This window comes from Micromonospora matsumotoense, assembly GCF_050951065.1.
GTDB classification, from domain to species: Bacteria; Actinomycetota; Actinomycetes; order Mycobacteriales; family Micromonosporaceae; genus Micromonospora; species Micromonospora matsumotoensis.
Genome location: NZ_CP192025.1, coordinates 2,378,393 through 2,405,241, shown reverse-complemented (window position 1 = coordinate 2,405,241; position 26,849 = coordinate 2,378,393). Strand labels below are relative to the sequence as shown.

Genomic DNA, 26,849 nt, shown 5'->3' with positions numbered 1-26,849 from the left:
TCCCGCGCCGACCGCCACCGGCCGTGGGTACGCGGCCGGTGGCGGGCCGGGGTCAGCTTCCGGCGGACGGCCCCGAGTTGGTGCGCGAGGAGACCACGTCGAGCACGTGGCTGACCGCCTCGGCGACCGGCACCCCGTTGCGCTGCGAACCGTCGCGGTAGCGGAACGAGACGGTGCCGGCGGCCACGTCGTCGTCCCCGACGATCACCATGAACGGAATCTTCTGCTGCTGCGCGGTGCGGATCTTCTTCTGCATCCGGTCGTCCCCCGCGTCGACCTGGGCCCGGATGCCCTCGGCGCGCAGTGCCGCGACGAAGCCGTGCAGGTATTCGGTGTGGTCCTCGCGGATCGGGATGCCGACCACCTGCACCGGAGCCAGCCAGGCCGGGAAGGCCCCGGCGTAGTGCTCGGTGAGCACCCCGAAGAACCGTTCGATCGAGCCGAACAGGGCCCGGTGGATCATCACCGGGCGCTGCCGGCTGCCGTCGGCCGCCTGGTATTCCAGGCCGAACCGCTCGGGCAGGTTGAAGTCGACCTGGATGGTGGACATCTGCCAGGTCCGGCCGATGGCGTCCTTGGCCTGCACGGAGATCTTCGGCCCGTAGAACGCCGCGCCGCCCGGGTCGGGCACCAGGGTCAGGCCCGACTCCTGCGCGGCCGAGCGCAACGCCTCGGTGGCCCGTTCCCAGTTCTCGTCGGTGCCGACCGACTTGTCCGGGTTGCGGGTGGACAGCTCCAGGTAGAAGTCGTCCAGGCCGTAGTCGCGCAGCAGCTCCAGCACGAAGGCGAGCAGCGACTTCAGCTCGCCGGCCATCTGCTCCTCGGTGCAGAAGATGTGCGCGTCGTCCTGGGTCATGCCCCGGACCCGGGTCAGGCCGTGCACCACGCCGGACTTCTCGTACCGGTAGACCGTGCCGAACTCGAACATCCGCAGCGGCAGCTCCCGGTAGGAGCGGCCCCGGGACCGGAAGATCAGGTCGTGCATCGGGCAGTTCATCGGCTTGAGGTAGTAGTTCGCCCCCTCCACCTCCATGGGCGGGAACATCCCGTCGGCATACCAGTCGAGGTGCCCGGAGACCTCGTACAGGTGGCCCTTGGTGATGTGCGGGGTGTTGACGAACGAGTAACCGGCCTGCTCGTGCTTGATCCGGGAGTAGTTCTCCATCTCCCGGCGGATGATGCCGCCCTTGGGGTGGAAGACCGCCAGGCCGGAGCCCAGCTCGTCGGGGAAGCTGAACAGGTCGAGGTCGACGCCGAGCTTGCGGTGGTCGCGTCGGGCGGCCTCCTCCAGCAGCTTCAGGTACGCCTTCAGCTCGTCGCGGGTCGGCCACGCGGTGCCGTAGACCCGCTGGAGCTGCGGGTTCTTCTCCGAGCCCCGCCAGTAGGCGGCGGCCGACCGCATCAGCTTGAACGCGCCGATCAACCGGGTGTGCGGCAGGTGCGGGCCCCGGCACAGGTCCGACCAGCAGACCTTGTCGTCGGCGGCGGCGAGGTTGTCGTAGATGGTCAGCTCGCCGCCGCCCACCTCCATCACCTCGCTGGTGTCCAGCCCCTCGCCCTTGACGTCGATCAGTTCGAGCTTGAACGGCTCGGCGGCCAGCTCGGCCTTCGCCTCGTCCAGGCTGGCGAAGCGGCGGCGGCGGAACCGCTGGCCGGACTTGATGATCTCCTGCATCCGCTTCTCGAGCTTGGCCAGGTCGTCCGGCTGGAACGGCTTGTCGACGGCGAAGTCGTAGTAGAAGCCGTTCTCGATCGGCGGGCCGATGCCCAGCTTGGCCTCGGGGAAGACGTCCTGCACGGCCTGGGCGAGCACGTGGGCGGTGGAGTGCCGCAGCACGTTGAGCCCGCCCGGCGAGTCGAGGCTGACCGGCTCGACGGTGGTCTCCTCGGCGGGGGCCCAGTCCAGGTCACGCAGCTGGCCCTGCGGGTCGCGGACCACCACGACCGCCTTCGGGCCGGCGGCGGGCAGCCCGGCCGCGGCCACCGCGTCGGCCGCCGTCGTCCCGGCGGCGACGACGACGGGGTCGGCCACGACGGGGGTACGGGGTGCGGACACGGTGACTCCTCAACGGCAGACGGCACGGATAGGCCGGATGTTCCGGCTATCCGATGCTATCGGTCGCCCTGTTCCGCCCGGTCGCCGGGAAAGGAGGCCCCGGTTGAACCTTTTCGGCCCGCCGTCCGAACTACCAGGTGTGGCCGGAGCCGGTGTCGGCCACGGCGAGACGGATGGGGGCGGAAGATGGCGACGACCCGCGATGGTGCCCGGCGGGGCCGGACCGTACTGGTGCTGGCGGCTGCGGTGGCCGCGGTGTTCGGTGCGCCGGGTGCGGCGTGGGCGGACGGGGTGACGTCCAGCCCCGGCCAGGCGGTGCAGGGCGACGCGGTGGAGTTGACGTTCGTGGTGCCCGAGGAGCGGCCCGGCACGCGTACCGAGAAGATCGAATTCAGGCTCCCGCCGGACGCCCCGATCGGCGAGGTCTACCCGCTGTCGGTGGACGGCTGGGCGCCCCTGATCACCTCCCGCGACCTGGACGCGCCGGTCGCCGGGATCCACGCCCCCTCGGTCAGCACGGTGACCTCGGCGGTGGTCTGGACCCGGGGGGCCGGGCCGGCGGTGCCGGGTCCGGCCCGGCTCTCGGTGGCCATGGGTCCGCTGCCGCAGCTCGACCGGATGACCTTCGAGGTGGTGCAGACCTACTCCGACGGCACGGTGGTGCGCTGGGCCGACCCGGTCGGGGGCGGGCATCCCGCCCCGACGCTGGCGCTGGTGCCACCCGCCCCCGGTGCCGCCACCGGGCACCACGGCGGCGCAGCCGACGGGACGGACGCCCAGGCCGCCCCGGCCGCCGCTGCGGCACCGACCGACGACGACGGGGACGGCGGACCCAGCGCGGACCTGCTGCTCGGCGGTGGTCTGCTGATCGGGTTGGGTGGTGGCGCGGCGGTCGGCTGGGTGGCCAGCCGCTCCCGCCGCCGGGCTGCCGCCGACGCGGCGACCGACCGGGACGACGACCCGACGTCGGACGACCCCACCCCGGCCGACCGGGGCTGGCGTCTTGACGGGCAGGCCCCGGGCGAACCCGCCGACACCGACCCCGAGCGGGTGGCGGCACGCTGAGCGCCGACCGTCGCCGCCCCGGCCAGCCTCACCGTCAGATCAAGAGTCACGTCCACTGCCGCCAGCCCACCCATGCGGGCTGGCCCGGCCGGCCTGACCGTCAGTCCAGCCAGTCCGGCAGCGCCTCCCGGGCGGCCACCCAGTCGTCGGGCACCCCGCCGGGCGTGCCGACCCCGGTGTGTCCGCCGATGATCCCGCCGACGATCGCGGCGGTGGTGTCGACGTCCCCGCCCGCCTCGACGCAGGCACGGACGGCGGCCGGGTAGTCGGCCAGGTGGGTGGCGACCACCCAGAGGGTGAAGGCGACGGTGTCCTGAGCGGTGACCCGGGAGCCGTTGCCCAGCGCCGCGACGGCCTCGTCGAGGGGGCGGCCGAGTAGGCCGACCGCCCGGCGTATCCCGCGGTGCACCTCGGCTGCCGGGTCGATCGCCCCGGCGACGGTGGCGAGCAGCCGGGTCACGTCGGGACGGCGCTCCCCCTCCAGCCGGGCCCGGGCGGCGAGCGAGGCGGCGACGGCCACCGCGACCGCGCCCGCGACCCCCTCCGGATGGGCGTGGGTGACCTCGGCGCTGGCGCGGGCCCTGGTCGCCGCGCGGGTGGTCGAGTCGGCATACCACGCGCCGAGCGGGGCGACCCGCATCGCGGCGCCGTTACCGCAGGAACCCTGGCCGTCGAAGGCCGACGCGGCGGCCACCGGCCACGGGGTGCCGGTGCGGATCAACCGCAGGATCGTCACCGCACCCGGCCCGTAGCCCCGGTAGGGCTCGGCCCGGGTGGCGAAGGCCAGCGCCAACCGGTCGCGGTCGACCTCGCCGTGGGTGGCGAGTTCGGCCAGCACCGAGCAGGCCATCTCGGTGTCGTCGGTCCACTGCCAGGGCGTCGGGGGCAGCCGACCGGCCGCGAGGTCGTCGGGCCGCCGGCCCGGGACGAAGAACTGGGAACCGAGGGCGTCGCCGACGGACAGCCCGGCCAGGCTGTCCCGGGCCAGCGCCAGCCGCGCGTCGGGAAAGAGGGTGAACGGCATCGTCGTACCAGTTTGCCCGGTTCGCGGGTCCGTCGCAATGCGCCCGACTTGCCACGGGCAGTACGGTGCTGACGTGGCCACCGTGCTCCTGGTCGAAGATGACCACGTCGTCCGAGGCGCGATGCTGCGCTCGCTCAGCGAACGGGGGCACGCGGTGCACGCGGTCGGCACAGCCCTGGACGCGCTGCGCCGGGTCGCCGCCGAGACACCCGATCTCGTCGTGCTCGACCTGGGCCTGCCCGACCTGGACGGCTCGGACGCGCTGCGGATGCTGCGCGGCATCACCGACGTACCGATCATCATCGCCACCGCCCGCGACGACGAGCAGTCGGTGGTCCGGCTGCTGCGGGCCGGCGCGGACGACTACATGGTCAAGCCGTTCACCGGCGCCCACCTGGACGCCCGGATCACCACCGTGCTGCGCCGGGTCGGCCGGGCCAGCCGTACGGTGACCCCGGCCGTGCACACCGTCAGCGGCCTGCGGGTGGACGTGGGCGAACGCAGCGCGGTGCTCGACGGGGAGCCACTGGCGCTCACCCGCAAGGAATTCGACCTGCTGGCGTACCTGGCCGCACGACCTGGCCGGGTGGTGTCCCGGCGGGAGCTCTTGGAGGAGGTATGGCGCCAGCCGTCGGTCGGCGAGGACCAGACCATCGACGTGCACCTGTACTGGCTGCGTCGAAAGATGGGCGAGTCCGCGGCGAAGCCGCGCTACCTGCGCACCGTGCGGGGGGTGGGGTTCCGGCTGGTGGCCCCCGACTGAGGCCGGCGCTGGCCGCTCTGACGGCCGGCATGTGCGCGCTGGTCGCGTCGGCGTTTCTCGTTCCGCTGGGGCTGACCCTGCGCGGTGAGGTACGCGAGGAGGCGCTGGCCGACGCGGCACGCCGCGGGGCGATGGTCACCGGCGCGCTCGCCGTCAGCACCGCCCCGGCGACGGTCCGCCGCGCGGTCGAGGCCACCGGTGACGACCCGGCGACCCGGCCGGTGGTGCACGGTCTCGCCGGGGCGCAGCCCGCCGGGCGGGCTTCGGCCGCCGACCTGGAGCGGGCCCGTGCCGAGGAGCAGTCGCTGGTCGTCGACGTCGACGGCGGGCTGGCGCGGCTCGACCCGGTGGTGCTCGACGGCCGGGTCGCCGTGGTCGAGGTGTTCGTGCCCGCCGCCGTCCTCGACGAGGGGGCGGGCGGCACCTGGCTGCTGCTCACCGGGGTGGCCGTGGCGCTGGTCGGCGCGGCGGTGATCGTGGTGGACCGGGTCGCCGGGCGGGCGGTCGACTCCACCCGGGGGCTGGTCCGGGCCGCGCTCGCCGTCGGCGACGGCGACCTGGGGGTACGGGTCGACCCGAGCGGTCCCCGTGAGCTGGCCGAGGCCGGGTACGCGTTCAACCGGATGGCCGACCGGCTGGTGGCCGCCCGCACCGACGAACGGGAACTGGTGGCGGACCTGTCGCACCGGCTGCGTACCCCGCTGACGGTGCTGCGGTTGGACGCCGAGGGGCTGGACTCCGACGACACCAGCGTCGGCTCGTTCACCCCGGCGGAGCTGGACCGGCGGCGGACGATCCGGCGCATCCGGCAGGCGATCGTCACCCTGGAGGGGGAGATCGACGTCCTGATCAAGACGACCCGCAAGGCCGTCGCCCACGAGGCCGGGCCCGCCGAGTGCGACGTCAGCGAGGTGGTACGCGACCGGATGGTGTTCTGGGCGGCGCTGGCCGGCGACCAGAACCGCCCGCAGCGGGTCAGCGGCGCCCAGTTCCGGATTCCGGTGCAGGTGCCCCGGGCCGAGTTGGCCGCCGCCCTGGACGCGGTGATCGGCAACGTCTTCCGCTACACCCCGCAGGGCACCGCGTTCGAGGTGGCCGTCTCCCGTCGGGACGGTTACGTGGCGATCCGGATCGACGACGCCGGTCCGGGCATCGCGAACCCGGACCGGGCGTTGCGGCGCGGGGCCAGCGACCAGGGCTCCACCGGGCTGGGGTTGGACATCGCCCGGCGGGTGGCGTTGCAGGCCAACGGCTCGGTGAGCCTCGACCGGGCCCGGCTGGGCGGGGCCAGCGTGGTGATGCTGCTGGCCGACCCGCAGGCGACGCCCCGGCAGGTCAACCGGTTCGGCCTGGTGGGCCGGATGGCGCGGGAGGCCCGGGAGCAGAAGGGCGGGGGCCGCCGCTGGCCCCGGCCGCGTTCCACCGACGACTGACCGGTCGCCGCCGACCGTGCCGTGGCGGCCCTGACTGTGCTGCGGTGCAAGGTTTCCTTAGATCCGGATTAACGACGGCGACGCGGGGCGCGCCGGCTGACAGGATCGGGTCCGAACCCATCGGTTCCACCGGCCTGTCGCCCCTGACACCCACCGGCCGGTGGATCGGTACGCGCGGCGGGGGCACGGTCCCCCACACCAGCTCCCGCCGCGTGTACACCCACTTTCCCCCGAGCGTCACCGGCCTCCGCGGCGCACTCTGCCCGGCGTGGGTCAGTGGGTCGCCACGAAGGCGTCGATCTCGGCGGTGATCCGGGCCTGGCCGGCCGGGTCGAGGAACGAGGCGGACACCGCCTCCCGGGCCAGTGCCGCGAGCCCCTCGGGACCGGCGTCGAGCAGCCGGGCGGCGACCGCGTACTCGTCGTTGAGGGTGGTGCCGAACATCGGCGGGTCGTCGGAGTTGATGGTGACCCGGACACCCGCGTCGACCAGTTGCCGCAGCGGGTGCTCCTCGATCCGGGCGACGGCCCGGGTGCGCACGTTGGAGGTCGGGCAGACCTCCAGCGGGATGCGCCGCTCGGCCAGGTGGCGGAGCAGTTCCGGATCGGTGGCGGCGGAGATGCCGTGGCCGATCCGTTCGGCGCCCAGCTCGCGCAGGGCGTCCCAGACGGTCTGCGGGCCGGTGGTCTCCCCGGCGTGCGGGACGGACCGCAGCCCGGCCGCCCGCGCCCGGTCGAAGTACGGCTTGAACTGTGGCCGGGGCACCCCGATCTCGGGGCCGCCGAGCCCGAAGCTGACCAGCCCGTCGGGGCGCTCCTCGAGGCTGATCCGCAGGGTCTCCTCGGCGGCCGGCAGACCGGCCTCACCGGGGATGTCGAAGCACCAGCGCAGCGCGATGCCGAAGTCGGCCTCGGCCCGTCGGCGGGCGTCCTCGATGGCCTCGCAGAACGCCGGGGCGGGGATGCCCCGGCGCACGTGCGAGTACGGGGTGACCGTCAGCTCGGCGTAACGGACCTGCTGCCGGGCCAGTTCCCGGGCCACCTCGTGGGTGAGCAGCCAGACGTCTTCGGGGTCCCGGATCAGGTCGACGACGCTGAGGTAGACCTCGATGAAGTGGGCGAAGTCGCGGAACGCGAAGTAGTCGGTGAGCGCCTCCGGGTCCGCCGGGACGGGGCTGCGTCCCTCGTGCCGGGCGGCCAGTTCGGCGACGATCCGGGGGGACGCGGAGCCCACGTGGTGCACGTGCAGCTCCACCTTGGGCAGTTCGGCGATGAAGGCGGACAGGTCGGTCACTGCTTCTCCTCTGCACGGGCACCGGTGCGGGCGACCACGAAGATCCGACGGAACGGGAAGTACACCTGACCCTGCCGCACCGGGTACGCGCGGGCCAGCAGCCTTCCCAGCGCGGCGCGGAAGTCGGCCAGGGCGGTGTCGTCCAGCACCGCCCGGACGGGGCGTAGGGCGGTGCCGTCGAGCCAGCTCAGCACGGGGTGCTCGGCGTCGACGGGGGCGGGCAGCCGGTGCAGGTAGGTGGTTTCCCAGGCGTCGACGGCGCAGCCGGCGGCGGTCAGCGCGGTGGCGTACCCGGTCGGGTCGTCGACCGGTGCCTCGCGCAGCAGCGGCCGGACGGTGTCCGCCCAGCGGCGGTCGGTGGCGACCTCGCGCAGCGCCCGGTGCGAGGGCCCGGCGAAGTTGCCGGGGACCTGGAAGGCGAGCCACCCGCCGGGCGGCAGCTCGCCGGCCCAGCGGCGCAGCAGGGCCGGGTGCTCGGGCACCCACTGGAGCACCGCGTTGGCGACCAGCACGTCCACGTCGGGGGCCGGGTGCCAGTCGGTGACGTCGCCGACAGTGAAGCCGACCGGGGCGTCGAGCGTCCGGGCCCGGTCGATCATCTCCGGGGAGGAGTCGAGGCCGGCGATCCGGGCGGCCGGCCAGCGGCGGGCGAGGGTCGCGGTCAGGGTGCCCGGCCCGCAGCCGAGGTCGACCACCGCGCGCGGCCGGTCGGCCCCGACCCGGGCGAGCAGGTCGTGGAAGGGGCGGGACCGCTCGTCGCCGTAGCGGAGGTAGCTGCTCGGATCCCACATGACAATCCTCCAAACCGTACGTACGTTTTGTTAGACCCTACGGCCCGCGCTGCGCCCCGGCAACCTGGTCACTAGGCTTCACCGCATGGAACAGCGCAGCTTCGACCGGCTCGGCCGGCAGGTGGGTGTGGTCGGTCTCGGGGCCTGGCAGCTCGGCGCGGACTGGGGACAGGTCAGCGAGAGCGACGCCCTGGCCGTCCTCGACGCCGCCGTGGAGTCCGGCGTCACCTTCCTCGACACCGCCGACGTCTACGGCGACGGCCGCAGCGAGCAGTTGATCGGGCGGTTCCTGCGGGACAACGCCGGGCACGGGCTCACCGTCGCCACCAAGATGGGCCGCCGGGTCGCGCAGACGCCGCAGGCGTACACCCTCGACAACTTCCGGGCCTGGACCGACCGGTCCCGGGCCAACCTCGACGTGGACACCCTCGACCTGGTGCAGCTGCACTGCCCGCCGACTGAGGTCTTCGCCGACGGCCGGGTCTTCGACGGCCTCGACACCCTGGTCGCCGAGAAGCGCATCGCCGGGTACGGGGTCAGCGTCGAGACCTGCGACCAGGCGCTCACCGCGATCGCCCGGCCGGGCGTGGCCAGCGTCCAGATCATCCTGAACGCGGTCCGGCTCAAGCCGCTCGACGAGGTGCTGCCCGCCGCCGCCGCGGCCGGTGTCGGGATCATCGCCCGGGTGCCGCTCGCCAGCGGCCTGCTCTCCGGCCGCTACGACGAGCGGACCACCTTCGCCGCCGACGACCACCGCACCTACAACCGCCACGGGGAGAGCTTCGACGTCGGCGAGACCTTCTCCGGCGTCGACTTCGACCTCGGCCTGACCGTGGTCCGTCGGCTCGCCCCGCTGGTCGGCGACGGCCGCACGATGGCCCAGTTCGCCCTGCGGTGGATCATCGACCAGCCCGGGGTGACCGTGGTCATCCCCGGTGCCCGCAACCCGGAACAGGCCCGGGGCAACGCCGCCGCAGCCGGCTCCCCCGCGCTGACGGCGACCGAACTCGACACCGTCCGGTCGGTCTACGACGAGCTGGTCCGGCCCCGGGTGCACGACCGGTGGTGAGCCACGCCGGCCGGGTCGTCGCGTCGGCGCGGCCCGGCCCGCATCCTGGTGACCGGGTCGGATCGGCCGACCCACGGAGGGGGGACCGGTGAGAGGGTGGCTCACGCTCACCCTGGGGCTGCTGGCCGTGGTGGTCGGTGCCGTCTGGACTGTCCAGGGCCTCGGATACGTCGGCGGCAGCGTGATGAGCGACCAGCGGTTCTGGGCCGTCGCCGGACCGCTGCTGGTGCTGGCCGGGCTGGTGCTGCTCCGGCGCGGCCTGCGGGCCCGCCGGCTGCCCTGAACGGGGCGCCCGCGCAGGCGATGCGGAAAGCCCCGCGTCCTGAGGGGACACGGGGCTTCTCGTTGATCCGGCTGGCCGGATCACCCGGGCAGGCGAACGCCCACCGGCTTCGCTCAGAGGGGGCGGACCTGCTCGGCCTGCGGACCCTTCTGACCCTGGGCGATCTCGAACTCCACCCGCTGGTTCTCCTCCAGCGAGCGGTAGCCGCTGGACTGGATCGCCGAGAAGTGGACGAACACGTCAGCACCCCCGCCATCGACGGTGATGAAGCCGAAGCCCTTGTCAGCGTTGAACCACTTCACGGTTCCCTGCGCCATGTGTATCTCCTTCTAAAACTGGCGGCCGAGCACGCCGTGCGGCCGATTGGCCGTTTCGAGCAGCGGTGACCCGGGCAGCCCCCACAGGGGGAAACCACTCCGTGCCAACACCGTCTCGCAACAGCGGGGATCAGCAAACCACGTGCCCAAAAACTCTGCACAGCCTAATCGACGAAATTCTCCGACATGTGACCTGACGGATGCCCGACGCTTGCTGACCGGGTCGGCAAAGCCCCGCAAAAGGCCCCCCGCCCGTCGATGCGTGCGGGGGGCCACAGGTCGTCGTCACCGGGCCTGGAGGCCACCGTCATGACCGGCCAACGCCACGATCGTGCTGATCGCTGCCGACGCAGGCCGGGACGGGGCGGGGCGGGTCAGTCGGGCCAGCGCCCGGTCAACCGCCGCACGCCGACCGCGCCGCCCCGGTCCACCGCCGCGCGGACGATCGAGAAGATCGCCCCCTGCAACGCCGCCGCCGCGAGGATCTCGCCCCAGCGGCGATCCTCGTCGGTCGGGTTGGGCGCCTCGCCGTCACCGGCGGTCGCCTTCCAGACCTGCCGGAAGATCGCCCCCGCCAACGTGCCCGCCGCCAGTCCCAGCAGCACCCCGACCGGCTTGTACGCGGTCCTGCCGATGCTCTTGCTCACCTGCGCCTCCCCCGAACGATCAACAACACCACCACTGCGGCCACCGCACCGGCCGCTATCGTCGCCCACGGCACCGGATCACGCCGCACCGCCACCGACGTGTCGTGCGCCTGCGCCCGCGCGAGGTCGACGCCCTGCGCCGCCTGGCCCCGTACCCGGGCCACGGTCAGCGCGGCCTGCTCGCGCACCCGGTCCTTCGCCTGCTCCGCCGAGTCCTTCAACCGGGCCTTGACGTCGGCCTTAGCGGCCAGCATCTCCATGGTCTCGCCCAACTCCACCCGGGTCCGCCGGATCTCCTCGCGGAGCGCCTCGGTGTCGCCGGACCCGTTGCCGGTTCCGTTGTCGCCTGTCGTGCCGGTCATGCCCGTCCCCTGTCCTTCACCGCGGCGGCGACGGTGTCCACGTCCGCACGGACGCTGCGGACGGTCGCCTCCGGCATCGGGGGGACCGCCTGGCTGACCTGCTTCTTCCCCACCAGGGCGAGCACCCCGGCGATGAGGAAGAGCACCACCGCCACGATCAACGCCGCCGCCCAGGCGGGCAGCACCAGGGCCAGCAGCAGGATCGCGGCGGCGACCAGCGCGCCGAGCCCGTACAGGGCCAGCGCCCCGCCCCCGCCGAAGAGGCCGATCCCGATCCCGGCGTGCTTGCCCTTCTGGGTCAGCTCCGCCCGGGCCAGGGCCAACTCGTCCCGGACCAGTCGGGAGACCTGCTCGGTGGCCCGCTGCACCAGTTCGGCGGTGGACGGCTCGCTCCCGGTCCGGGGCGTACGGTGGTTCGCGACGTCAGCCATGCTGTCCTCCTTTCGTCATCACCGCGCTGTATGCCCGGAGCCGCCGTCCGTCAATCCTGCGCACGGTGACCAACCACATCTGACCCCAGGTGGGGCCGGGACGTCCGGCGAAACGCGGAAGCGGGACCGACGAAGCCCCCGCGACCATGGGTCACGAGGGCTCGGCACGACCCGGCGGACGTCGACGGGCCGGTCGGCGGGCTCCCCGGCGGCTCAGCGGCGCGGGTCGGCGCTCGGGTCGGCGCTCGGGTCGGCGCTCGGGTCGGCGCTCGGGTCGGCACCAACGACGAGGGCGTCGCCCCGGGCATCCGGGGCGGGGCCGACGAAGGCCTCGCTGCGGGCGTCGCCGTCGTGGCTGCCGCCGAAGACCCGGGCGTCGTCGGGCAGCTCGCCGTCGGAGCGACGGCTGGCCGGCTGGCGCGGCTGCACCCACTGCCAGGGCAGGCTGCCGGAGGAGTCACCCAGCTCGGTACGGTTCCGGGGCAGCGCGGTGGGGCGGTGGTCGCGGACCCAACCGACCAGGTGCTCCCGCACCAGGCACCGCAGGTCCCACAGGCTGCCCGCGTCGGCGGCGCTGACCAGGGCCCGGACCTTCACCGCACCACCGGTGGCGTCGGTGACCTGCAACACGCAGACCCGGCCGTTCCACAGCTCGGTGCCCTCGACCAGCCGGCGCAGCTCCTCCCGCATCGACTGCACCGGGATCGACCAGTCGAGGTCGAACTCGGCGGTGCCGAGCACCGCCGCCTCGGTCCTGGTCCAGTTCTGGAACGGCGTGCTGGTGAAGTACGAGGTGGGCAGGATCAGCCGCCGGTCGTCCCAGATCTGGACCACCACGTAGCTGAGCGTCAGCTCCTCGATCCGGCCCCACTCCCCCTCGACCACCACCACGTCGTCGAGGCGTACCGCGTCGCTGAAGGCGAGTTGGAGACCGGCGATGACGTTGCCGAGCAGGCTCTGCGCGGCCAGCGCGGCGACCACACCGACCACACCGGCGCTGGTGAGCACGCCCGCGCCGATGCCCCGTACGGCGGGGAAGGTCATCAGCATCACGCCGACGGCCAGCACCACGATCACCACTATGGTCAACCGGCGCAGCAGCACCACCTGGGTCCGCACCCGGCGGGCGTGCCGGTTGTCGGGCATGTCCACCCGCAGGAACCGGGCGAGCGCGGTGTCCTCCGCCACCACCAGCAGCGCGGCGACCAGCCAGGCCATCGTGGCGACCACGCCCAGCACCAGGATGTGCAGCACGGCCTGCCGCCATCCGGTGCCGACCGCGTATCCGGTGGTCCACCGGACCGCGAACTGGACGGCCACCACGGTGCCGGCGACCTGGAACGGCCGATGCACGTGCGCGGTCAACTCGGTCATCAGGTGGGACCGGCGGCCGAGCCGCCGGATCACCCGGTGTACCACCTCGACGAGCAACAGAGCGATCGCCGCCGCGGTGGCCGCGGCGGCGATCGTCTCAAGGTAGTCCTGCACGTGGTTGTCTCCCTCCGGCCGGGCTGATCCCATTCGGGCAAAGGCCCAATGGTGCCCGGCGTTTCCGGTATCGACCAGGCTCAGATCTTCCGGAACCGGGACTGGAAGAAGCAGTAGACCCCGAACGCGGCGATGCCGAGCGCCATCAGCGCCAGGATGAACGGCCCGTACGGCTGGTCGCGCAGGGTACGCAGCGCGGCGTCCAGACCACGCGCCTTCTCCGGGTCGTAGTTGATCGCGGCGACCACGATCAGCAGACCGGCGACGGCGAACACCGCGCCCCGGGCGATGTAACCGGCCATGCCGAGCCGGCGGGTCAACTGCCGGGTCTTGCCGTTCATCTCGTTGGTCTTCAGGTTCCGCTCGAACTTCTTCTTGTAGCCGTAGATCATCATGCCGATGCCGACGGCGGCGAGCACCAGGCCGGCGAGGCCGACCAGCCAGCGACCGCCGCTGGAGGCCATCAGCTTCTCGCTGAACTGCTCCTGCTGGTCGGCGCTGTTGGAGCTGGCGTCCTGGACCACCTGGATCGAGGTCCAGGCGAGCCAGAGGAAGACGACGGTACGCACGCCCGAGGCGATCCGCTCGAAGAGGCGTTCCTTGCCCCGCTTGGCGTGGTGGCCCACGGCCGCCTCCAGGGCCTGCCAGATGGCCATCGCGATCAGGCCGACGGCGATCGCGATCAGCAGGAACTTGCCCATCGGCTGGGCGCCCAGGGCGCGTAGGGCGCCGTTTTGGTTGCCCTCCTCGCCGGAGTTGGAGAAGGCGATCTGGAGGATGACCCAGGCGAAGAGCAGGTGCACGATCCCGTAGCCGATGAAACCGGCCCGGGCGAGGAGTTCCAGCCAGCGGCTGTCCGCGGTGCGGGCGGCGGTGGCTTCGGCGTTCCGGGTGAGTGGCATGGCGCCACAATCTCCGTTTGCGGAGATCCCCAAACGTGGTGTGACCGGGTCGGGCGGGTCAGCCGCCGGCGTTGCGCGCCACCCGGATCTGGACCTGCTGGTCGGTGACGCTGTCCAGGGTGACCGCGAAGCCGCCCACCTCGGCCGCCTGCTGGCCGATGGTCAGGGAGAGCTGCTCCCCGGCCACCTCGACGGTCACCTGGTCACCCTGCGCACCGATGAGCTTCGCCTCCACCCCGAGGATGGAGGCGCTGGCGTCGACGCCCCGGTCGAAGGTGACCGTGCAGGCGTCCAGCGCGCAGTCCGTGTCGGCGCCGTCCGAACTGCATCCGGCCAGCACGGCCACGCCGAGCGCCAGGCCGGCCAGCAGGCCGGCGGTCCGACGGAGGGGGGTGGGGGCGGTGGCGCTTCGCTTCGTCACCCCACCAAGGGTACGAGACGCGGCCCAGCCCGCCACCCGGCTGGATCTTCGGGCCGGTGGCGGGCGGGCTAGGGTCCCGGGAATGCCGATCGACATCACCCGGACCCGGGCCGCGTACCCCGCGCTCGCCGAGGGCTTCGCCCACTTCGACGGTGCCGGCGGCACCCAGACCCCGCAGTCGGTGATCGACGCGGTGGCCGACGCCATGCGCCTCGCGGTGGGCAACCGCAGCACCGCCTCCGTGCCCGGCCGGCGTTCGCTGGAGCTGGTGACGCAGGCCCGCGCGGCGGTGGCCGACCTGCTCGGCGCCGTGCCGGACGGGGTGGTGCTCGGATCGAGCGCGACCACGCTGACCTACACCCTGGCCCGGACGCTCGGTGCCGGCTGGCGGCCGGGCGACGAGGTGGTGGTCTCCCGGCTCGACCACGACGCCAACGTGCGGCCCTGGATGCAGGCGGCCGAGGCGGCGGGGGCGACCGTCCGCTGGGCCGAGTTCGACCCGGACAGCGGCGAGCTGCCCGCCGCCCAGTTTTCCGACCTGGTCGGCGACCGGACCCGGCTGGTCGCGGTGACCGCCGGCAGCAACGCCACCGGCACCATGCCGGACGTGGCGGCGATCGCCGCGACGGCGCACGCGGCCGGCGCGCTGGTCTGCGTGGACGGGGTGCACTCGGTGCCGCACGGTCCGACCGACCTGGCCGCCTCGGGTGCCGACTTCCTGGTCACCAGCGCCTACAAGTGGTCCGGTCCGCACCTGGCGGCGATGGTGGCCGACCCGGCCCGCTGGGCGGAGCTGCGCCCGGCCAAGCTGATCCCTTCCTCCGACGCGGTGCCCGACCGGTTCGAGGCCGGCACCCCGAGCTTCCCGCTGCTCGCCGGGATGACCGTCGCCGTCGACCACCTGGCCGGGCTGGACCCGACGGCCACCGGTGACCGCCGGTCCCGGATCCGCGCGGGGCTCACCGCCGCCCAGGCGTACGAGGAATCGGTCTTCGCCCGGCTGCGCGAGGGACTGGCCGACCTGCCCACGGTGACCGTCCAGCCGGCCGGCGCACGGCGCTGCCCGACGGTGTCGTTCCGGCTGGCCGGGTGGACGCCGGCCCGGCTGGCGACCGCGCTGGGCGCGGCCGGGCTCTGCCTGTCCAGCGGTGACTACTACGCCTACGAGTACTTCCAGGCGCTCGGCCTACGCGACAGTGGTGGGGCGGTCCGGGCGAGCGTCTACCACTACAACACGGTCGACGAGGTGGACCGACTGCTCGCCGAGCTGGATCGGCTGGCCGCCCGGAGGGAACAGCCGGTCGGCTGAGCCACCCGGTCCGGGCGGTCCGACGGTTGACCGGGAGGGGCCGTCAGCGGATCCCGGCGAGGAGTTCGGCGGCGGCGCGGGAGGCGGCCCGGGTCGCGCCGTGGGTGGCCAGGTGCAGCCGGCCGGTGACCAGCTCGGGCAGGCCCAGCTCGACCACGACGGCGTCCGGGCGGGTGGCCAGCGCCCGGTCGACCGCGGCCCGCATCCAGGGATGCCGGTGCAGGTCCCGTACCACCAGCACCAGCGGCCGGCCGGCCGCCCCGCCGGTCGGGTCGGCGGGCAGGTCGGCCTCGGTGAGCCGGACGGTGGTGGTGCCGGGGAGCAGGTCGGCCAGGGGCGCACCGAGGCCCCACGGGGTCTCCGCGCCGATCGCGATGTTGTGCGGCGGGGCGAACTCGACCACGTGCGCGGCGGCGGTCAACGGCAACCGGCCGGCCGGGTCGCCGCTGACCCGGACCGCCCGCCGGGCGGCGGTCAGGCCGACCGGCGAGCCGTCGGTGGGGCGTGGGGCCCGGACGTGCCGGCCGGCGCGGGCGGCGGTGCTCCACTCGGCGAGCTGACCGACCCGCTTCGCGGCCTCGGCGAGCCGCTCCTCGGGCAGCTCACCGGCGAGCACCGCGGCCACGATGGCGTCGCGCAGGTACCGGGCGGCGGCCTCGTCGGCGCGTTCACCGCCGACGCAGATCGCGTCCGCACCGGCGGCGAGGGCCCGGACGGCGGTGCCGGCGAAGCCGTACCGGTCGGCGACGGCGCGCATCTCCACCGCGTCGGTGACCACCACGCCGGAGAAGCCCAGCTCCTCGCGGAGCAGGTCGCCGAGGATCCGGGGGCTGAGGGTGGCGGGCAGGTCGGGGTCGAGGGCGGGGACCAGCAGGTGCCCGGTCATCACCGCCTGCACCCCGGCGGCGATGGCGGCCCGGAAGGGGACCAGCTCGCCGGTGTCGAGCCGGGCCCGGCTGGCGGTGATGCGGGGCAGGTCGTGGTGGGAGTCGACCCGGGTGTCGCCGTGGCCGGGGAAGTGCTTGGCGCAGGCGGCCACCGCGGCGGACTGGAGGCCACGTACCCAGGCGGCGGTGTGCCGGGCCACCAGCTGCGGGTCGGCGCCGAAGGAGCGCACCCCGATCACCGGGTTGGCCGGGTTAATGTTGACGTCGGCGTCCGGGGCGTAGTTGAGGGTGATACCGAGATCGGCGAGTTCGCCGCCGAGGTCGCGGGCCACCTCCTCGGTGAGCGTCGGGTCGTCGACCGCGCCGAGGGCGAGGTTGCCGGGGCGGGAGCTGCCCCGGCCGGACTCGATCCGGGTGACGTCGCCGGCCTCCTCGTCGATGGCCACCAGCACGTCGGGTCGCTCGGCCCGCAACGTGGCGGTGAGCGCGGCCACCTGCTCGGGATCGACGACGTTGCGGGCGAACAGCACCACCGCGCCGAGCCCGTCGGCCAGCCACCGGCACACCCAGTCGGGCGGAGTGGTGCCGACGAAGCCGGGTTGCAGGACGGTGGCGGCCAGGCCCGCCAGGTTGCGCTCGTTCATCCGGCCCCGGTACCCCCGTCGCGTGTCGACGGCCCGGTGCCGTCGCGGTGCTGCCATGGTCACACCGGGCGAGGTAATAGTCAATAAACCTTACTGTTACCGTCTGGCGTCGGTCGGGGAGGCGTGCGACAGTGCGGGGATGGACCTGCCGCCGCTCGCCGACGCCACCTCCCCGGCCGACATCCCCGGCGTACGCCTGCTCGGCCTGGTGGTCGGGGGGTTGCTGCTGCTGGCCGCGATCCGCGCCATGTTCGGCCGCCGCTGACCGACTGATCCCCCACCACCCGGGGTACCGCTAGCGGAGGTCGCGCCGCACCCGGCGGCGTCCCGGCGAGGGGACACCATGAAGATCGGCTACTTCCTGTCCAGTGAGGAGTTCACCCCGGCGCAACTGCTGGAGCAGGCCCGGGGCGCCGAACGGGCCGGCTTCCAGGCACTGTGGATCTCCGACCACTACCACCCGTGGACGGACGCCCAGGGGCAGAGCCCCTTCGTCTGGTCCACCATCGGGGCCCTGAGCCAGGTCACCGGGTTGCCGGTGACCACGGCGGTGACCTGCCCGACCGTCCGGATCCACCCGGCGGTGCTCGCGCAGGCGGCGGCCACCAGCGCGGTGCTGCACGCCGGCCGGTTCACCTTCGGCGTCGGCACCGGCGAGGCGCTCAACGAACACATCCTCGGCGACGCCTGGCCGCAGACCGACGTCCGGCTGGAGATGCTGGAGGAGGCCGTCGAGGTGATGCGGGAGCTGTGGCGGGGCGACTTCGTCAACCACCACGGCCGGCACTACACCGTCGAGCACGCCCGCATCTACACGCTGCCCGACACGCCCCCACCGGTCTACGTCTCCGGCTTCGGCCCGAAGGCCGTCGACCTGGCCGCCCGGATCGGCGACGGCTACGTGAGCATGATGCCCGACGGCGACCTGGTGAGCCGGTTCCGGGACAACGGCGGCGGCGACAAGCCGTGCCAGGCCGGCTTCAAGGCCGCCTACGCCGACACCGAGGACGAGGGCGCGCGGATCGCGTACGAGACGTGGCCGAACGCCGGGGTGCCGGGCGAGTTGTCCCAGGTGCTGCCCTCCCCACGGCACTTCGAGCAGGCGGCCCAACTGGTGACGCCGGAGCAGGTGCGGCAGGGCTTCGTCTGCGGCAACAGCGCCGACGCCCACCTGGAGATGATCGACCGGTACGCCAAGGCCGGCTTCGACGAGGTCTACGTGGGCAACGCCGGCCCGCACTGGGAGGGCCTGTTCGACCTCTACCAGCGCGAGGTGCTCCCCCACCTCCGCTGATCCCGCCCACCGAAGCTGATCCCGGCCACCGAAGCGGGGACCCGCCCGCCGGGGCCAGACCGCCCCGCCCGGGGGTGACCGACCACGGGTCGCCGGACCGTCCCACCCGGGACGGTGGCCGGTGACCCGTGGTCGATCATGGCAGCACACCGGGTCACCCCCACCTGACCTGCCATGCACCGCCCACAGTGGGCGGCGTGCCCGAACCGGTGGGAGCGGTTTCGGCATCGATGTGCCCGGGTACCTCCGGCCCTCGATGAAGCTGTCCATGCACTCGACGACGTTGCGCCGCGCGGCGCGCAGCCTGTTCGGCTGGAAAGCGCTGCGGCCCAACCAGCTCGCCGCCATGCGCGCGGTGATGAAACGACGCGACGCCCTGGTCGTGCTCCCCACCGGAGCCGGCAAGTCGGCGATCTACCAGATCCCGGCCAGCCTGATCCCCGGGCCGACGGTGGTGATCTCTCCCCTGTTGGCCCTTCAGCAGGACCAGATCGCCGCGCTCAACGAACGGCAGCGCCCCGAGCTGCGCGCGGTCCGGATCAGCTCGGACGAGAGCGCGGCCCAGCAGGCCGAGGCGATCACCGAGATCCGGCAGGGGCGGGCGGAGTTCCTCTTCATCACCCCCGAGGCGCTGAGCAACCCCGACCGGATGGCCGAGGTGCGGTCGCTGGAACCGGCCCTGGTGGCGATCGACGAGGCGCACTGCATCTCCGCCTGGGGACACGACTTCCGCCCCGACTACCTGGCGTTGGGCCACCTGATCGACGGTCTCGGCCGTCCGCCGGTGGTGGCGCTGACCGCCACCGCCTCCCCACCGGTACGCGACGACATCATCGCCCGGCTGCGGCTGCGCGACCCCGAGGTGGTGGTCTCCGGGCTGGACCGGCCGAACCTGTTCATCGAGGTCGCCTACTGCCCGACCGAGGACTACCGCTGGCGGCGGCTGAGCGCGCTGCTGCGCGACGACGTGCGGCCCGGGATCATCTACGTGCCGACCCGACGGGCCGCCGAGGAGTTGGCCGACCGGCTGAGCACCGCCGGGTTCCCGGCGGAGTGCTACCACGGCGGGATGCCCACCGCCGCCCGGCACCGACTGCACGAGGAGTTCCTCGCCGACCAGGTGCCGATCATGGTGGCCACCTCGGCGTTCGGCATGGGCATCGACAAGCCGAACATCGCCTGGGTGGTGCACATGGCGCTGCCCGACTCGCCGGACAGCTACTTCCAGGAGATCGGCCGGGCCGGGCGCGACGGTGCGGCGGCCCGGGTGCTGCTGCTGTGGCGGGCCGAGGACGTCGGACTGCAACGCTACTTCTCGGGTGGGCTGCCGGACGAGACCGAGTTGCGGGACCTCGCCGCGCTGCTGCGTCGTCGACCGGCGACCAAGAAGGCCCTGCGCGAGTCGACCGGTCTCGGGCCGCGCAAGCTCGGCCAGTACCTGGCCCTGCTGGAGCAGATCGGCGCGGCTGAACCCCGGGCCGGGCAGAAGATCGGCGCACCGCGCTACGCCCCCGTCCCGGCCGAGGCAGGCGCGGCGGCCCTGGCCGAGGCGGAACGGCAGCAGACGGTCACCCGGTCGCGTACCGACATGATGCGCGCGTTCGCCGAGACCACCGGCTGCCGGGGACAGGTGCTGCTGGCGTACTTCGGTGAGCAGATGTCACAGATCTGCGGGCACTGCGACAACTGCCACGCCGGCACCAGCGTCGCCAACGACGGCGCGGTCGGCCCGTTCCCGGTGCACAGCCAGGTCCGGCACCCGGAGTGGGGCCCCGGCCTGGTGCTCAACTACGAGGAGGACCGGATGACGGTGCTCTTCGACGAGGTGGGCTACAAGACGCTCTCCGTGCGCGTGGTGTCCGAACAGGGTCTACTGACCCTGGACTAGCCTGACCCGGGCGACCCGGTGCCGTTGCCGCTCCCGGGTGGCGGCGGTGCCCGCAGGAACGCCCTCGCGCGGTGCATCCGTGCGAGGGGCACAGCGACACAATCGAGAGGGGCTCAGTCGTGATCGAACAGCCGGCGTACACCGGGTTCGGGTTCTCCGACGAGGAGTGGGGGCTGCTGGTCGGCCTGCCGCAGTCGGTCCTGACCGCGGCGAGCGCCGCCGAGTCGGACGGCGCCCGGCGGACCCGGGCCGAGAACGCGGCCGGGCTGGAGACCATCTCCGCCGGCCGGGAGTCGGCCAACCCGCTGGTCGCCGCCGTCGCCGAGGAGATCGTGTCCCGGGTGGGCGACCCGGAGGCCGGCGAGGAGCTGCCGGTGATCTCACCGGCCGACCCGCAGGCGCTCATCGACGACGTGCTGGTCCGGGCCGGGCAGGCGTCCGCCCTGCTGGCCGCCAAGGTCGACGAGGGCGAGGCCGGGGCCTACCGGCACTGGTTGGTGGAGATCGCCGAGCAGGTGGTCGGGGCGGCATCCAGCGGGGGGCTGCTCGGCATCGGTGGCGACCAGGTCAGCGACTCGGAGCGCAAGTTCCGCGACCGCCTCTCCCACGTCCTCAACGACTGACCTCGACCGCTGCGCGGGCCGGGCACCCTGTAGGGGCCCGGCCCGCCGCCGTACCGTGGCGCGCGCAGCGGGGGATCGACCCGATGCCGCGGCATCCTCGTCGCCTCGATACCGCCCGATCGACGCGCGCTTGCGGACCCCGCCGAGGTGCCGGGTGGGGTGTTCCCGGGCAGGCGGGCTCTTCGTCCAGAATGGAGGGGAAGTGCCCGCCGACGGGGAGGCCGGACATGGTGCACCGCACAGTGATCGACACCGAACACGTGCCACCGGCGGAACGGTTCGGGATGTGGTTGGACCTGGTCGCCCGGACCTCCGCGCCGCTGCGGATCCGCTCCGACCACCAGCACGACTTCCGGGCCCGGGCCGAGTTCGTCGAGCTGGGCCCGATCCAGTTGGTGCGCTACCGCTACCCGTCGCTTGCGGCGGTCCGCACCGCGCAGTTGGTCCGGCGGACCGAGGTGGACTTCCACCTGCTCGCCCTCACCACCAGCGGCACCGGCGTCGCCGGGCAGGCCGGGCGGGAGAGCCAGCTGGGCACCGGTGAGTTCACCTTCTACGACGGCTCCCGGCCACACGAGGTGAGCCACCTCGGCGACGACGACGGCGCGACGCACGCCGCCTCGATCGTCGCCCTGATCCCGTACGGGTCGATACCGCTCACCCCGGATCGACTCACGCCGCTGTTGGCCGGCCGGATGTCGGCCAGCGAGGGGATCGGCGCGCTGGTCGCCCAGTACCTCACCCGGATCACCTCGTACCCCGAGCAGTACCAGCAGGCGGACGCCGAGCGGCTCGGCGGGGTAGCGCTGGACCTGATCTCCACCATGTTGGGCCGGTACCTGGTCGCCGAGGACGAGATGCCCCGCGAGGTACGCCGCCGGGCGCTGCTCGCCCAGGTGCGGGCGTACGTCCAGCGACGGCTGGGCGACGCCGGGCTGACCCCCGCCACGATCGCCGAGGCGCACCACATCTCGGTGCGGAGCCTGCACCGGCTCTTCGAGGAGGAGCAGACCACTGTCGCGTCGTACATCCGGGAACTACGGTTGGCGCGGTGCCGGCGGGACCTGACCGATCCCGCGTTGGCGCACCGGCCGGTCCAGGCCGTCGCGGCGCGCTGGGGCTTCCGGGACAAGGCCCACTTCAGTCGGGCCTTCCGGGCAGCCCATCAGCTGACACCTCAGGCCTACCGGACGCTCCACCTGCAACAGGCACGGATCGTCAACAGTCCGGCGTCCGTAGTCAACTCCGGGCCGACATACTGACGGTGGGCCGACGGTCACCCGACCGCGCGGCCCGACGGTAACGGGGGACCGCGGCGTGGCGTCCGTGACCCACGGGGTCACGGGCGACCGCCCCGGTGCCGCACCCACCGGGTGTGGTCGCGCGTCACGCGGTGGCCCCGGCCCGCCGCACCTTCCCCAGGACTCGCGGCGGGGCCGGTCAGGCCTCCTCCAGCAACTCCAGCACCAACTGTTCGACCTTGTCGCGGGGGGAGTCGGCAGCCACCGGCAGCACCACGCCGTCGTGGTAGAGGTCGACCACCCGGGGGTCCACGTACGACGTGCGGGCCACCGTGGGGGTGTTGCCGAGCAGTTCGGCGACCTCCCGCATCACCCCGGCCACCGCCCGGCGACGGGCCGTCACGGAACGCTGCGCCCCCACGGTCGCCAGCTCGGTGGCCGCCCGCACGGTGGCGTGCCAGGTGCGGAAGTCCTTGGCGGTCATCTCGCCACCGCTGGCGTCGCGCAGGTAGCCGTTGACCTCGTCGCTGCGCACGTCCCGCCAGGCCCGCCCGTCCCAGTAGCCGAAGAGCCGTTCCTCGGCCCGCCGCCGCCGACGCAGGTGGGTCAGCACCCGACACAGCTCCGGGTCCTCGATCCGGCGGACCTGGTCGATGCCGCCCTTGGCCGGAAACTCGAAGACCACGCAGCCGCCCCGGGACCGGGCGTGCTCCGGGCGCAGGGTGGAGACACCGAAGGTGGCGTCCTCGCCGACGGCGTACTGCTCGTTGCCGACCCGGAAGGTGCCCATGTCGAGCAGCCGGGCGACGGTCGCCAGCACCCGGTCCCGGTTCAGTCCCCGGCCGGCCAGGTCGTCGGCGATGCGCTCCCGCAGGGTCGGCAGCCGGCGGGCCACCTCCAGCACGTGGTCGAACTTCGCCTCGTCCCGCCGACGCCGCCACTCGGGGTGGTAGACGTACTGCCTGCGGCCGGCGGCGTCGGTCCCGGTGGCCAGGATGTGCCCGTTGGGGTACGGCGCGATCCACACGTCCGACCAGGCGGGCGGGATCACCAGTTCGTCGAGCCAGGCCAGCGTGTCGGGGTCCCGGACCCGGGCACCGTGCCGGTCCAGGAAGGTCCAGCCCTTGCCGCGTCGGCGACGTGTGTACCCCGCCCGACCCGGATCACTGCGCCGCAGTCGCACCTCAGACCCGTACCGTTTCCTCGGCCTCGTCCACGGCGGCCAACACCCGGTCGACCGGGAGCGCCGCCCACCTCGACGCCGTTGGTACCCCGGACGAACCGCCGTAATCCTCACCTGATGCCCAGAGCACCCGGTGCCACGGCCGGTCCGTCGGCGGCCCCCACCGGGCTGGCGGCACCGGGCCGAAGAGCAGCACCGACGGCACCCGGTAGGCGGTGGCGAGGTGGCCGACCCCGGTGTCCCCGCTGACCACCAGCCGGGCTGCCGCCACCAGCGCGGCCAACTCGCCCAGGTCGGTCCGCCCGGCCAGCACCGCCGACTCCGGCAGGCCGGCACCGGTCGCCACCCGGGTGGCCAGCTCCCACTCGCCGGCCGAGCCGGTCACCACCACCCGGTGCCCCCGGTCGGCCAGCCGCCGGGCCAGCGCGGCGAACCGGTCCGCCGGCCACCGCTTCGCCTCGACCTTGCTGCCGGGATGCACCACGCTCACCCCGGCCGGCACCCGGCCCGGTGCCGGCCGGCGCAACGCCAGATCGGTGCGGTCGGCCACGATGCCGTACCAGGCGAGCAGCCGGCACCAGCGGTCCACCTCGTGCTCGTCGTCGCGCCAGTCGGGGCCGTCCCGGTGCCCGCCGGGCGGGCACCGGAAGGCCACCAGCCGGCCCGCGCCGGCCAGCATCCGGTGCGAGCGCGGCCCGCGCCCGTGCAGGTTGACCGCCACCTCCGGCGGCGGGCCGGGCCACCGGGAGGAACCATCCGGCGGCGGAACGGGCCACGGCGGCGCACCGTCCGACGACCGGACGGGCCACGGCGGCGGGCCGAGATCGTCGGTGGGCAGCAGCCGGTCGATCCCGCCGACCAGGTCGACCAGCGGGCCCAGCCAGGCCGGCGCGGCCAGCACCAGCTCCTCCCCCGGGTACCCGGCCCGCAGGGCACGCAGGGCGGGCACCGCGGTGGCCAGATCCCCGACGCCGAGCGCCCGCAGCACCAGGATCACGGGTAGGAGGTCTCCTGTTCGGCACAGACCACCATCTCCCGGACGGCACAACCGGGCGGCTGGGACAGCGCGAACATGATCGCGGCGGCGGTGTCGGAAGGGTCGTTGAGCTTGGCGTCCGGCCCCGGTCGGTACTGCGGGTCGCGGTCGTCGAAGAAGGCGGTCCGCATCCCGCCCGGGATCACCAGGGTCACCCCGACGCTGCCGGCCAGCTCGGCGGCGAGCGACCGGGTGAAACCGACCACCCCGAACTTCGCCGCGCAGTACGCGGTGGCGTCGCCGACCGCCTTGACGCCGAGGGTGGAGGCGACCGTGACGACGTTGCCCCGGGACGCCTCCAGGTAGGGCAACGCGGCCCGGACCACCGCCACCGTGGCGAGCAGGTCCACCACGACGATCCGCTCCCAGGTGTCGCGGGGGACGTCGGACAACCGGCCCGGCACGTCCATCCCGGCGGCGGTCACCACCGCGTCCAACCCGCCGGACCGCTCGGCCAACTCGCGGGTGGCCTCCTCGGCGGCCCGGGTGTCGGCCAGGTCGCACTCGACCCACGGCACCCCGTCACCGGGGCGGTGCCGGTCCAGCACGAGCGGTCGTCCGCCGGACCCGGCGACGGCGGCGACCACCGCCGCGCCGAGCCCGCTCGACCCGCCGGTGACCAGGACGGCCGGACCGGCACCGGGTGGACTGCTGCTCATCGTGCTCCCTCCGCTGTCGTACGTGCCGGACCCGCCGTCGAATGCGCCGGGCCCATCGGGGAACGTGCCGGCCCCGGCTGCGGGGCGTCGGCCGGGGCGGTGGTCCGGCGTTCACCGCGGGCCGCCGCGATCATGTCGGTGGTGGAGCGCCCGTCCAGGTACGGCACCACCACGCTGTCCCCACCCCACCGGCGCAGCAGCTCGGCCTCCGGCAGGGTCGGTCCGTCTCCGACGCCGGTGGCGTAGTCCCCGCCCTTGACCCAGATGTCGGGCCGCAGCCAGCCCAGCGCCGCGTGCGGGGTCGTCTCGTCGAAGATCACCACCGCGTCGACGCAGCCCAGCGCGGCGAGCAGCCGGGCCCGGTCACCCTGCGGGATCACCGGCCGGTCGGGACCCTTCAGCGCGGTGACGCTGGTGTCGGAGTTCAGGCAGACCACCAGGCAGTCGCCGAGCTGGCGGGCGGCCTGGAGGGTCGCCACGTGCCCGGCATGCAGCAGGTCGAAGCAGCCGCCGGTGGCCACCACGGTCCCGCCGGCCGCCCGGACCTCGGCCACCACCGCGCCGGCCGCGGCGGCCCCGATCCGCTCCCCGCCACCGATCAGCACCGGTGGGCAGGCACGCACCGGTGCGGGCAGCGCGGCGGCCACTCCCCGCCCGCCACATAGGCCGACGCCGCGCCGACCGCCGCCTGGACCGCCTCGGAGACCAGCGCACCCCCGGCCAGCGCCAGCCCGGCCGCCGAGGCGAACCGGTCCCCCGCCCCGCAGGTGTCCCCCTCGGCGGAGACCGGCGCGGAGACCATCAGCGGGGTCGCCCCGGCGGCGCAGAGCAACGCGCCGTCACCACCGAGGGTGACCACCACCGCCCCGGCCCGCCACCGCTCCCGCAACCCCTGCGCGGCCTGGGCGGCGACCGCCAGCCGCGGCCCGCCCGGCGGCACCTTGGCCAACTCCCGGGCCTCCGACTCGTTCGGGGTGACCAACTGCACCCCCGGGACGGCCACCGGGCCACGCGGATGCGGGTCCCAGACCACCGGGGCCCGGGTCGCGGCCAGCGCCGCCCGCAGCGCCGGCTGCCGGGCCACCCCCGGCCGTAGTCGCTGACCAGCACCGCGGACGCCCCGGCGAGCAGCCGGAGCACCGCCTCGGTCGGTGCCCCCGGTTCCCCCGCCGCACCGCCCCGGTCGTGGCGCAGCAGCACCCGGCCCCGGGCCCGCAGCCGGACCTTCTCCGGCGTGGTCCCGGCCAGCGGCAGGCCGTACACCTGCACCCCGGCGGCGGCGAGCAGACAGCTGAGCCGGGCGGCCCCGGCATCGTCGGCGAGGGCGGTCACCAGCGCCACCTCGGCGCCTCCGGCGGCGGCGAAGACGGCGGCCAGGCCCGCCCCGCCGGGCCGGTCGGCGTACGCCGTCTCGTCCAGCACCGGCACCGGCGAGTCGGGGCAGAGCCGGTTGACCACCCCCTCGACGTCCCGGTCCAGCAGGGTGTCCCCGACCACCACCAGTGGGCCCCTCACGCCGGGTCCCCCCGGTGCCCGTCGGCCGCCGGGTCGACCCCGTCGACGACCACCTCCACCCCGGTCCGCACCGGTCCGCCGTCCGCCACCGGCGGCCCGGGCAGTTCGTCCACCACCGGATCGGGCAGCTCGTCCACCACCGGATCCGGCAGGTCGTCCACCACCGGGCCGGGCCGGTCGACCGCCGCCGGACCATCCAGCAGCGGATCGGGCAGGTCGACCATC

General features: G+C 74.0%; 25 protein-coding genes and 2 pseudogenes. 11 read left to right on the top strand and 16 right to left on the bottom strand.

The features are described 5' to 3' along the window. Nucleotides 1–52 precede the first annotated feature (52 nt). Nucleotides 53–2,056: a threonine--tRNA ligase gene (gene thrS / locus ACQP1S_RS10710; protein ID WP_432905767.1), complete on the bottom strand. Its 2,004-nt coding sequence runs from the start codon at nt 2,054–2,056 to the stop codon at nt 53–55. Between the two features lie 186 nt (nt 2,057–2,242). On the opposite strand from thrS, the gene ACQP1S_RS10705 reads away from it, so the two are divergent. Further along, entirely contained in the window at nt 2,243–3,121 is an 879-nt protein-coding gene (locus ACQP1S_RS10705) for a DUF1775 domain-containing protein (RefSeq protein ID WP_091246438.1), read from the top strand. Nucleotides 3,122–3,221: 100 nt separating this feature from the next. Here the strand turns inward: ACQP1S_RS10705 and ACQP1S_RS10700 are convergent, their stop codons facing one another. After that, nucleotides 3,222–4,145, bottom strand: a complete 924-nt coding sequence (locus ACQP1S_RS10700; RefSeq protein WP_432905764.1) for an ADP-ribosylglycohydrolase family protein — start codon at nt 4,143–4,145, stop codon at nt 3,222–3,224. A gap of 73 nt (nt 4,146–4,218) precedes the next feature. Here ACQP1S_RS10700 and ACQP1S_RS10695 point away from each other — a divergent pair, with 73 nt between their 5' ends. Together ACQP1S_RS10695 and ACQP1S_RS10690 are read left to right on the top strand one after the other, a co-directional pair. Beyond that, nucleotides 4,219–4,908 (top strand): response regulator transcription factor, encoded by a 690-nt coding sequence (locus tag ACQP1S_RS10695; RefSeq protein ID WP_091246442.1) that lies wholly within the window; start codon nt 4,219–4,221, stop codon nt 4,906–4,908. A gap of 29 nt (nt 4,909–4,937) precedes the next feature. Beyond that, nucleotides 4,938–6,341, top strand: a complete 1,404-nt coding sequence (locus ACQP1S_RS10690) for a HAMP domain-containing sensor histidine kinase (protein WP_432905759.1) — start codon at nt 4,938–4,940, stop codon at nt 6,339–6,341. Between the two features lie 273 nt (nt 6,342–6,614). On the opposite strand, the gene ACQP1S_RS10685 is transcribed toward ACQP1S_RS10690, so the two are convergent. Both ACQP1S_RS10685 and ACQP1S_RS10680 read right to left on the bottom strand, forming a co-directional pair. Then, the gene (locus tag ACQP1S_RS10685) at nt 6,615–7,634 is read right to left on the bottom strand and encodes an adenosine deaminase (RefSeq protein ID WP_432905757.1); all 1,020 of its coding nucleotides are present in this window, start codon (nt 7,632–7,634) and stop codon (nt 6,615–6,617) included. Then, the gene (locus tag ACQP1S_RS10680) at nt 7,631–8,425 is read right to left on the bottom strand and encodes a trans-aconitate 2-methyltransferase (protein WP_432905754.1); all 795 of its coding nucleotides are present in this window, start codon (nt 8,423–8,425) and stop codon (nt 7,631–7,633) included. Before ACQP1S_RS10680 ends, ACQP1S_RS10685 begins: the two co-directional genes overlap by 4 nt. Nucleotides 8,426–8,510: 85 nt before the next feature. On the opposite strand from ACQP1S_RS10680, the gene ACQP1S_RS10675 reads away from it, so the two are divergent. Next, nucleotides 8,511–9,494, top strand: a complete 984-nt coding sequence (locus ACQP1S_RS10675; protein WP_432905751.1) for an aldo/keto reductase — start codon at nt 8,511–8,513, stop codon at nt 9,492–9,494. 88 nt (nt 9,495–9,582) lie between these two features. Next, the gene (locus ACQP1S_RS10670; protein ID WP_091246452.1) at nt 9,583–9,777 is read left to right on the top strand and encodes a hypothetical protein; all 195 of its coding nucleotides are present in this window, start codon (nt 9,583–9,585) and stop codon (nt 9,775–9,777) included. A gap of 113 nt (nt 9,778–9,890) precedes the next feature. Here ACQP1S_RS10670 and ACQP1S_RS10665 read toward each other — a convergent pair whose 3' ends face one another. The 7 genes and pseudogenes from ACQP1S_RS10665 to ACQP1S_RS10635 all read right to left on the bottom strand — a co-directional run bounded on the left by ACQP1S_RS10665 (nt 9,891) and on the right by ACQP1S_RS10635 (nt 14,345). Further along, nucleotides 9,891–10,094, bottom strand: coding sequence for a cold-shock protein (locus ACQP1S_RS10665; protein ID WP_067306996.1), 204 nt, complete (start codon nt 10,092–10,094; stop codon nt 9,891–9,893). Between the two features lie 374 nt (nt 10,095–10,468). Continuing rightward, nucleotides 10,469–10,741, bottom strand: a complete 273-nt coding sequence (locus ACQP1S_RS10660; protein ID WP_091246454.1) for a DUF4235 domain-containing protein — start codon at nt 10,739–10,741, stop codon at nt 10,469–10,471. Beyond that, nucleotides 10,738–11,103 (bottom strand): DUF3618 domain-containing protein, encoded by a 366-nt coding sequence (locus ACQP1S_RS10655; protein ID WP_432905744.1) that lies wholly within the window; start codon nt 11,101–11,103, stop codon nt 10,738–10,740. The genes ACQP1S_RS10660 and ACQP1S_RS10655 overlap by 4 nt, the downstream gene beginning before the upstream one ends. Further along, nucleotides 11,100–11,534 carry a phage holin family protein gene (locus ACQP1S_RS10650; RefSeq protein ID WP_091246458.1) on the bottom strand — a complete coding sequence of 145 codons (435 nt, stop codon included), beginning with the start codon at nt 11,532–11,534 and terminating at the stop codon, nt 11,100–11,102. Before ACQP1S_RS10650 ends, ACQP1S_RS10655 begins: the two co-directional genes overlap by 4 nt. 315 nt (nt 11,535–11,849) lie before the next feature. Further along, nucleotides 11,850–13,022, bottom strand: a pseudogene (locus tag ACQP1S_RS10645) (mechanosensitive ion channel family protein); the annotation flags it as partial. A gap of 80 nt (nt 13,023–13,102) precedes the next feature. Further along, on the bottom strand, nt 13,103–13,924 hold the full coding sequence (locus tag ACQP1S_RS10640; protein WP_432905741.1) for a DUF1206 domain-containing protein: 822 nt from the start codon (nt 13,922–13,924) through the stop codon (nt 13,103–13,105). Nucleotides 13,925–13,982: 58 nt separating this feature from the next. Beyond that, nucleotides 13,983–14,345: a hypothetical protein gene (locus ACQP1S_RS10635; RefSeq protein ID WP_091246463.1), complete on the bottom strand. Its 363-nt coding sequence runs from the start codon at nt 14,343–14,345 to the stop codon at nt 13,983–13,985. 82 nt (nt 14,346–14,427) lie between these two features. Here ACQP1S_RS10635 and ACQP1S_RS10630 point away from each other — a divergent pair, with 82 nt between their 5' ends. Continuing rightward, nucleotides 14,428–15,654 (top strand): cysteine desulfurase-like protein, encoded by a 1,227-nt coding sequence (locus ACQP1S_RS10630; protein WP_432905738.1) that lies wholly within the window; start codon nt 14,428–14,430, stop codon nt 15,652–15,654. A gap of 43 nt (nt 15,655–15,697) precedes the next feature. Here ACQP1S_RS10630 and ACQP1S_RS10625 read toward each other — a convergent pair whose 3' ends face one another. After that, nucleotides 15,698–17,185: a glycoside hydrolase family 3 protein gene (locus ACQP1S_RS10625; protein ID WP_432905735.1), complete on the bottom strand. Its 1,488-nt coding sequence runs from the start codon at nt 17,183–17,185 to the stop codon at nt 15,698–15,700. A 139-nt stretch (nt 17,186–17,324) separates the two neighbouring features. Here ACQP1S_RS10625 and ACQP1S_RS10620 point away from each other — a divergent pair, with 139 nt between their 5' ends. The 5 genes from ACQP1S_RS10620 (at nt 17,325) to ACQP1S_RS10600 (ending at nt 22,252) form a co-directional block, all read left to right on the top strand. Then, nucleotides 17,325–17,450: a hypothetical protein gene (locus tag ACQP1S_RS10620; RefSeq protein ID WP_255470159.1), complete on the top strand. Its 126-nt coding sequence runs from the start codon at nt 17,325–17,327 to the stop codon at nt 17,448–17,450. A gap of 78 nt (nt 17,451–17,528) precedes the next feature. Next, nucleotides 17,529–18,479, top strand: coding sequence for a TIGR03557 family F420-dependent LLM class oxidoreductase (locus ACQP1S_RS10615; RefSeq protein ID WP_432905732.1), 951 nt, complete (start codon nt 17,529–17,531; stop codon nt 18,477–18,479). A 256-nt stretch (nt 18,480–18,735) separates the two neighbouring features. Further along, nucleotides 18,736–20,367: a RecQ family ATP-dependent DNA helicase gene (locus ACQP1S_RS10610; protein ID WP_432905730.1), complete on the top strand. Its 1,632-nt coding sequence runs from the start codon at nt 18,736–18,738 to the stop codon at nt 20,365–20,367. 119 nt (nt 20,368–20,486) lie between these two features. Next, entirely contained in the window at nt 20,487–20,990 is a 504-nt protein-coding gene (locus ACQP1S_RS10605; RefSeq protein WP_432905727.1) for a hypothetical protein, read from the top strand. 227 nt (nt 20,991–21,217) lie between these two features. After that, on the top strand, nt 21,218–22,252 hold the full coding sequence (locus tag ACQP1S_RS10600) for a helix-turn-helix domain-containing protein (protein WP_432905725.1): 1,035 nt from the start codon (nt 21,218–21,220) through the stop codon (nt 22,250–22,252). A 178-nt stretch (nt 22,253–22,430) separates the two neighbouring features. Here the strand turns inward: ACQP1S_RS10600 and ACQP1S_RS10595 are convergent, their stop codons facing one another. From ACQP1S_RS10595 to ACQP1S_RS10580, 4 genes and pseudogenes are all read right to left on the bottom strand, one after another. Continuing rightward, entirely contained in the window at nt 22,431–23,414 is a 984-nt protein-coding gene (locus ACQP1S_RS10595; RefSeq protein WP_432905723.1) for a DNA topoisomerase IB, read from the bottom strand. A gap of 1 nt (nt 23,415) precedes the next feature. Continuing rightward, nucleotides 23,416–24,411 (bottom strand): glycosyltransferase family 9 protein, encoded by a 996-nt coding sequence (locus tag ACQP1S_RS10590; RefSeq protein ID WP_432905721.1) that lies wholly within the window; start codon nt 24,409–24,411, stop codon nt 23,416–23,418. Further along, a complete protein-coding gene (locus ACQP1S_RS10585; RefSeq protein WP_091246486.1) occupies nt 24,408–25,109 on the bottom strand; it encodes an SDR family oxidoreductase in 702 nt (233 codons plus the stop codon). The genes ACQP1S_RS10590 and ACQP1S_RS10585 overlap by 4 nt, the downstream gene beginning before the upstream one ends. Beyond that, nucleotides 25,106–26,624, bottom strand: a pseudogene (locus ACQP1S_RS10580) (PfkB family carbohydrate kinase). Before ACQP1S_RS10580 ends, ACQP1S_RS10585 begins: the two are co-directional and overlap by 4 nt. Nucleotides 26,625–26,849 lie beyond the last annotated feature (225 nt).

What these genes read in the sequence shown, in the direction of transcription:
- ACQP1S_RS10705 (WP_091246438.1), top strand. Translation starts at nt 2,243, where the DNA reads ATGGCGACGACCCGCGATGGTGCCCGGCGGGGCCGGACCGTACTGGTG.
- ACQP1S_RS10665 (WP_067306996.1), bottom strand. Translation starts at nt 10,094, where the DNA reads ATGGCGCAGGGAACCGTGAAGTGGTTCAACGCTGACAAGGGCTTCGGC.
- ACQP1S_RS10630 (WP_432905738.1), top strand. Translation starts at nt 14,428, where the DNA reads ATGCCGATCGACATCACCCGGACCCGGGCCGCGTACCCCGCGCTCGCC.
- ACQP1S_RS10690 (WP_432905759.1), top strand. Translation starts at nt 4,938, where the DNA reads ATGTGCGCGCTGGTCGCGTCGGCGTTTCTCGTTCCGCTGGGGCTGACC.
- ACQP1S_RS10625 (WP_432905735.1), bottom strand. Translation starts at nt 17,185, where the DNA reads ATGAACGAGCGCAACCTGGCGGGCCTGGCCGCCACCGTCCTGCAACCC.
- ACQP1S_RS10650 (WP_091246458.1), bottom strand. Translation starts at nt 11,534, where the DNA reads ATGGCTGACGTCGCGAACCACCGTACGCCCCGGACCGGGAGCGAGCCG.
- ACQP1S_RS10585 (WP_091246486.1), bottom strand. Translation starts at nt 25,109, where the DNA reads ATGAGCAGCAGTCCACCCGGTGCCGGTCCGGCCGTCCTGGTCACCGGC.
- ACQP1S_RS10600 (WP_432905725.1), top strand. Translation starts at nt 21,218, where the DNA reads ATGGTGCACCGCACAGTGATCGACACCGAACACGTGCCACCGGCGGAA.
- ACQP1S_RS10700 (WP_432905764.1), bottom strand. Translation starts at nt 4,145, where the DNA reads ATGCCGTTCACCCTCTTTCCCGACGCGCGGCTGGCGCTGGCCCGGGAC.
- ACQP1S_RS10610 (WP_432905730.1), top strand. Translation starts at nt 18,736, where the DNA reads ATGAAGCTGTCCATGCACTCGACGACGTTGCGCCGCGCGGCGCGCAGC.
- ACQP1S_RS10615 (WP_432905732.1), top strand. Translation starts at nt 17,529, where the DNA reads ATGAAGATCGGCTACTTCCTGTCCAGTGAGGAGTTCACCCCGGCGCAA.
- ACQP1S_RS10675 (WP_432905751.1), top strand. Translation starts at nt 8,511, where the DNA reads ATGGAACAGCGCAGCTTCGACCGGCTCGGCCGGCAGGTGGGTGTGGTC.
- ACQP1S_RS10620 (WP_255470159.1), top strand. Translation starts at nt 17,325, where the DNA reads ATGGACCTGCCGCCGCTCGCCGACGCCACCTCCCCGGCCGACATCCCC.
- ACQP1S_RS10655 (WP_432905744.1), bottom strand. Translation starts at nt 11,103, where the DNA reads ATGACCGGCACGACAGGCGACAACGGAACCGGCAACGGGTCCGGCGAC.
- ACQP1S_RS10640 (WP_432905741.1), bottom strand. Translation starts at nt 13,924, where the DNA reads ATGCCACTCACCCGGAACGCCGAAGCCACCGCCGCCCGCACCGCGGAC.
- ACQP1S_RS10680 (WP_432905754.1), bottom strand. Translation starts at nt 8,425, where the DNA reads ATGTGGGATCCGAGCAGCTACCTCCGCTACGGCGACGAGCGGTCCCGC.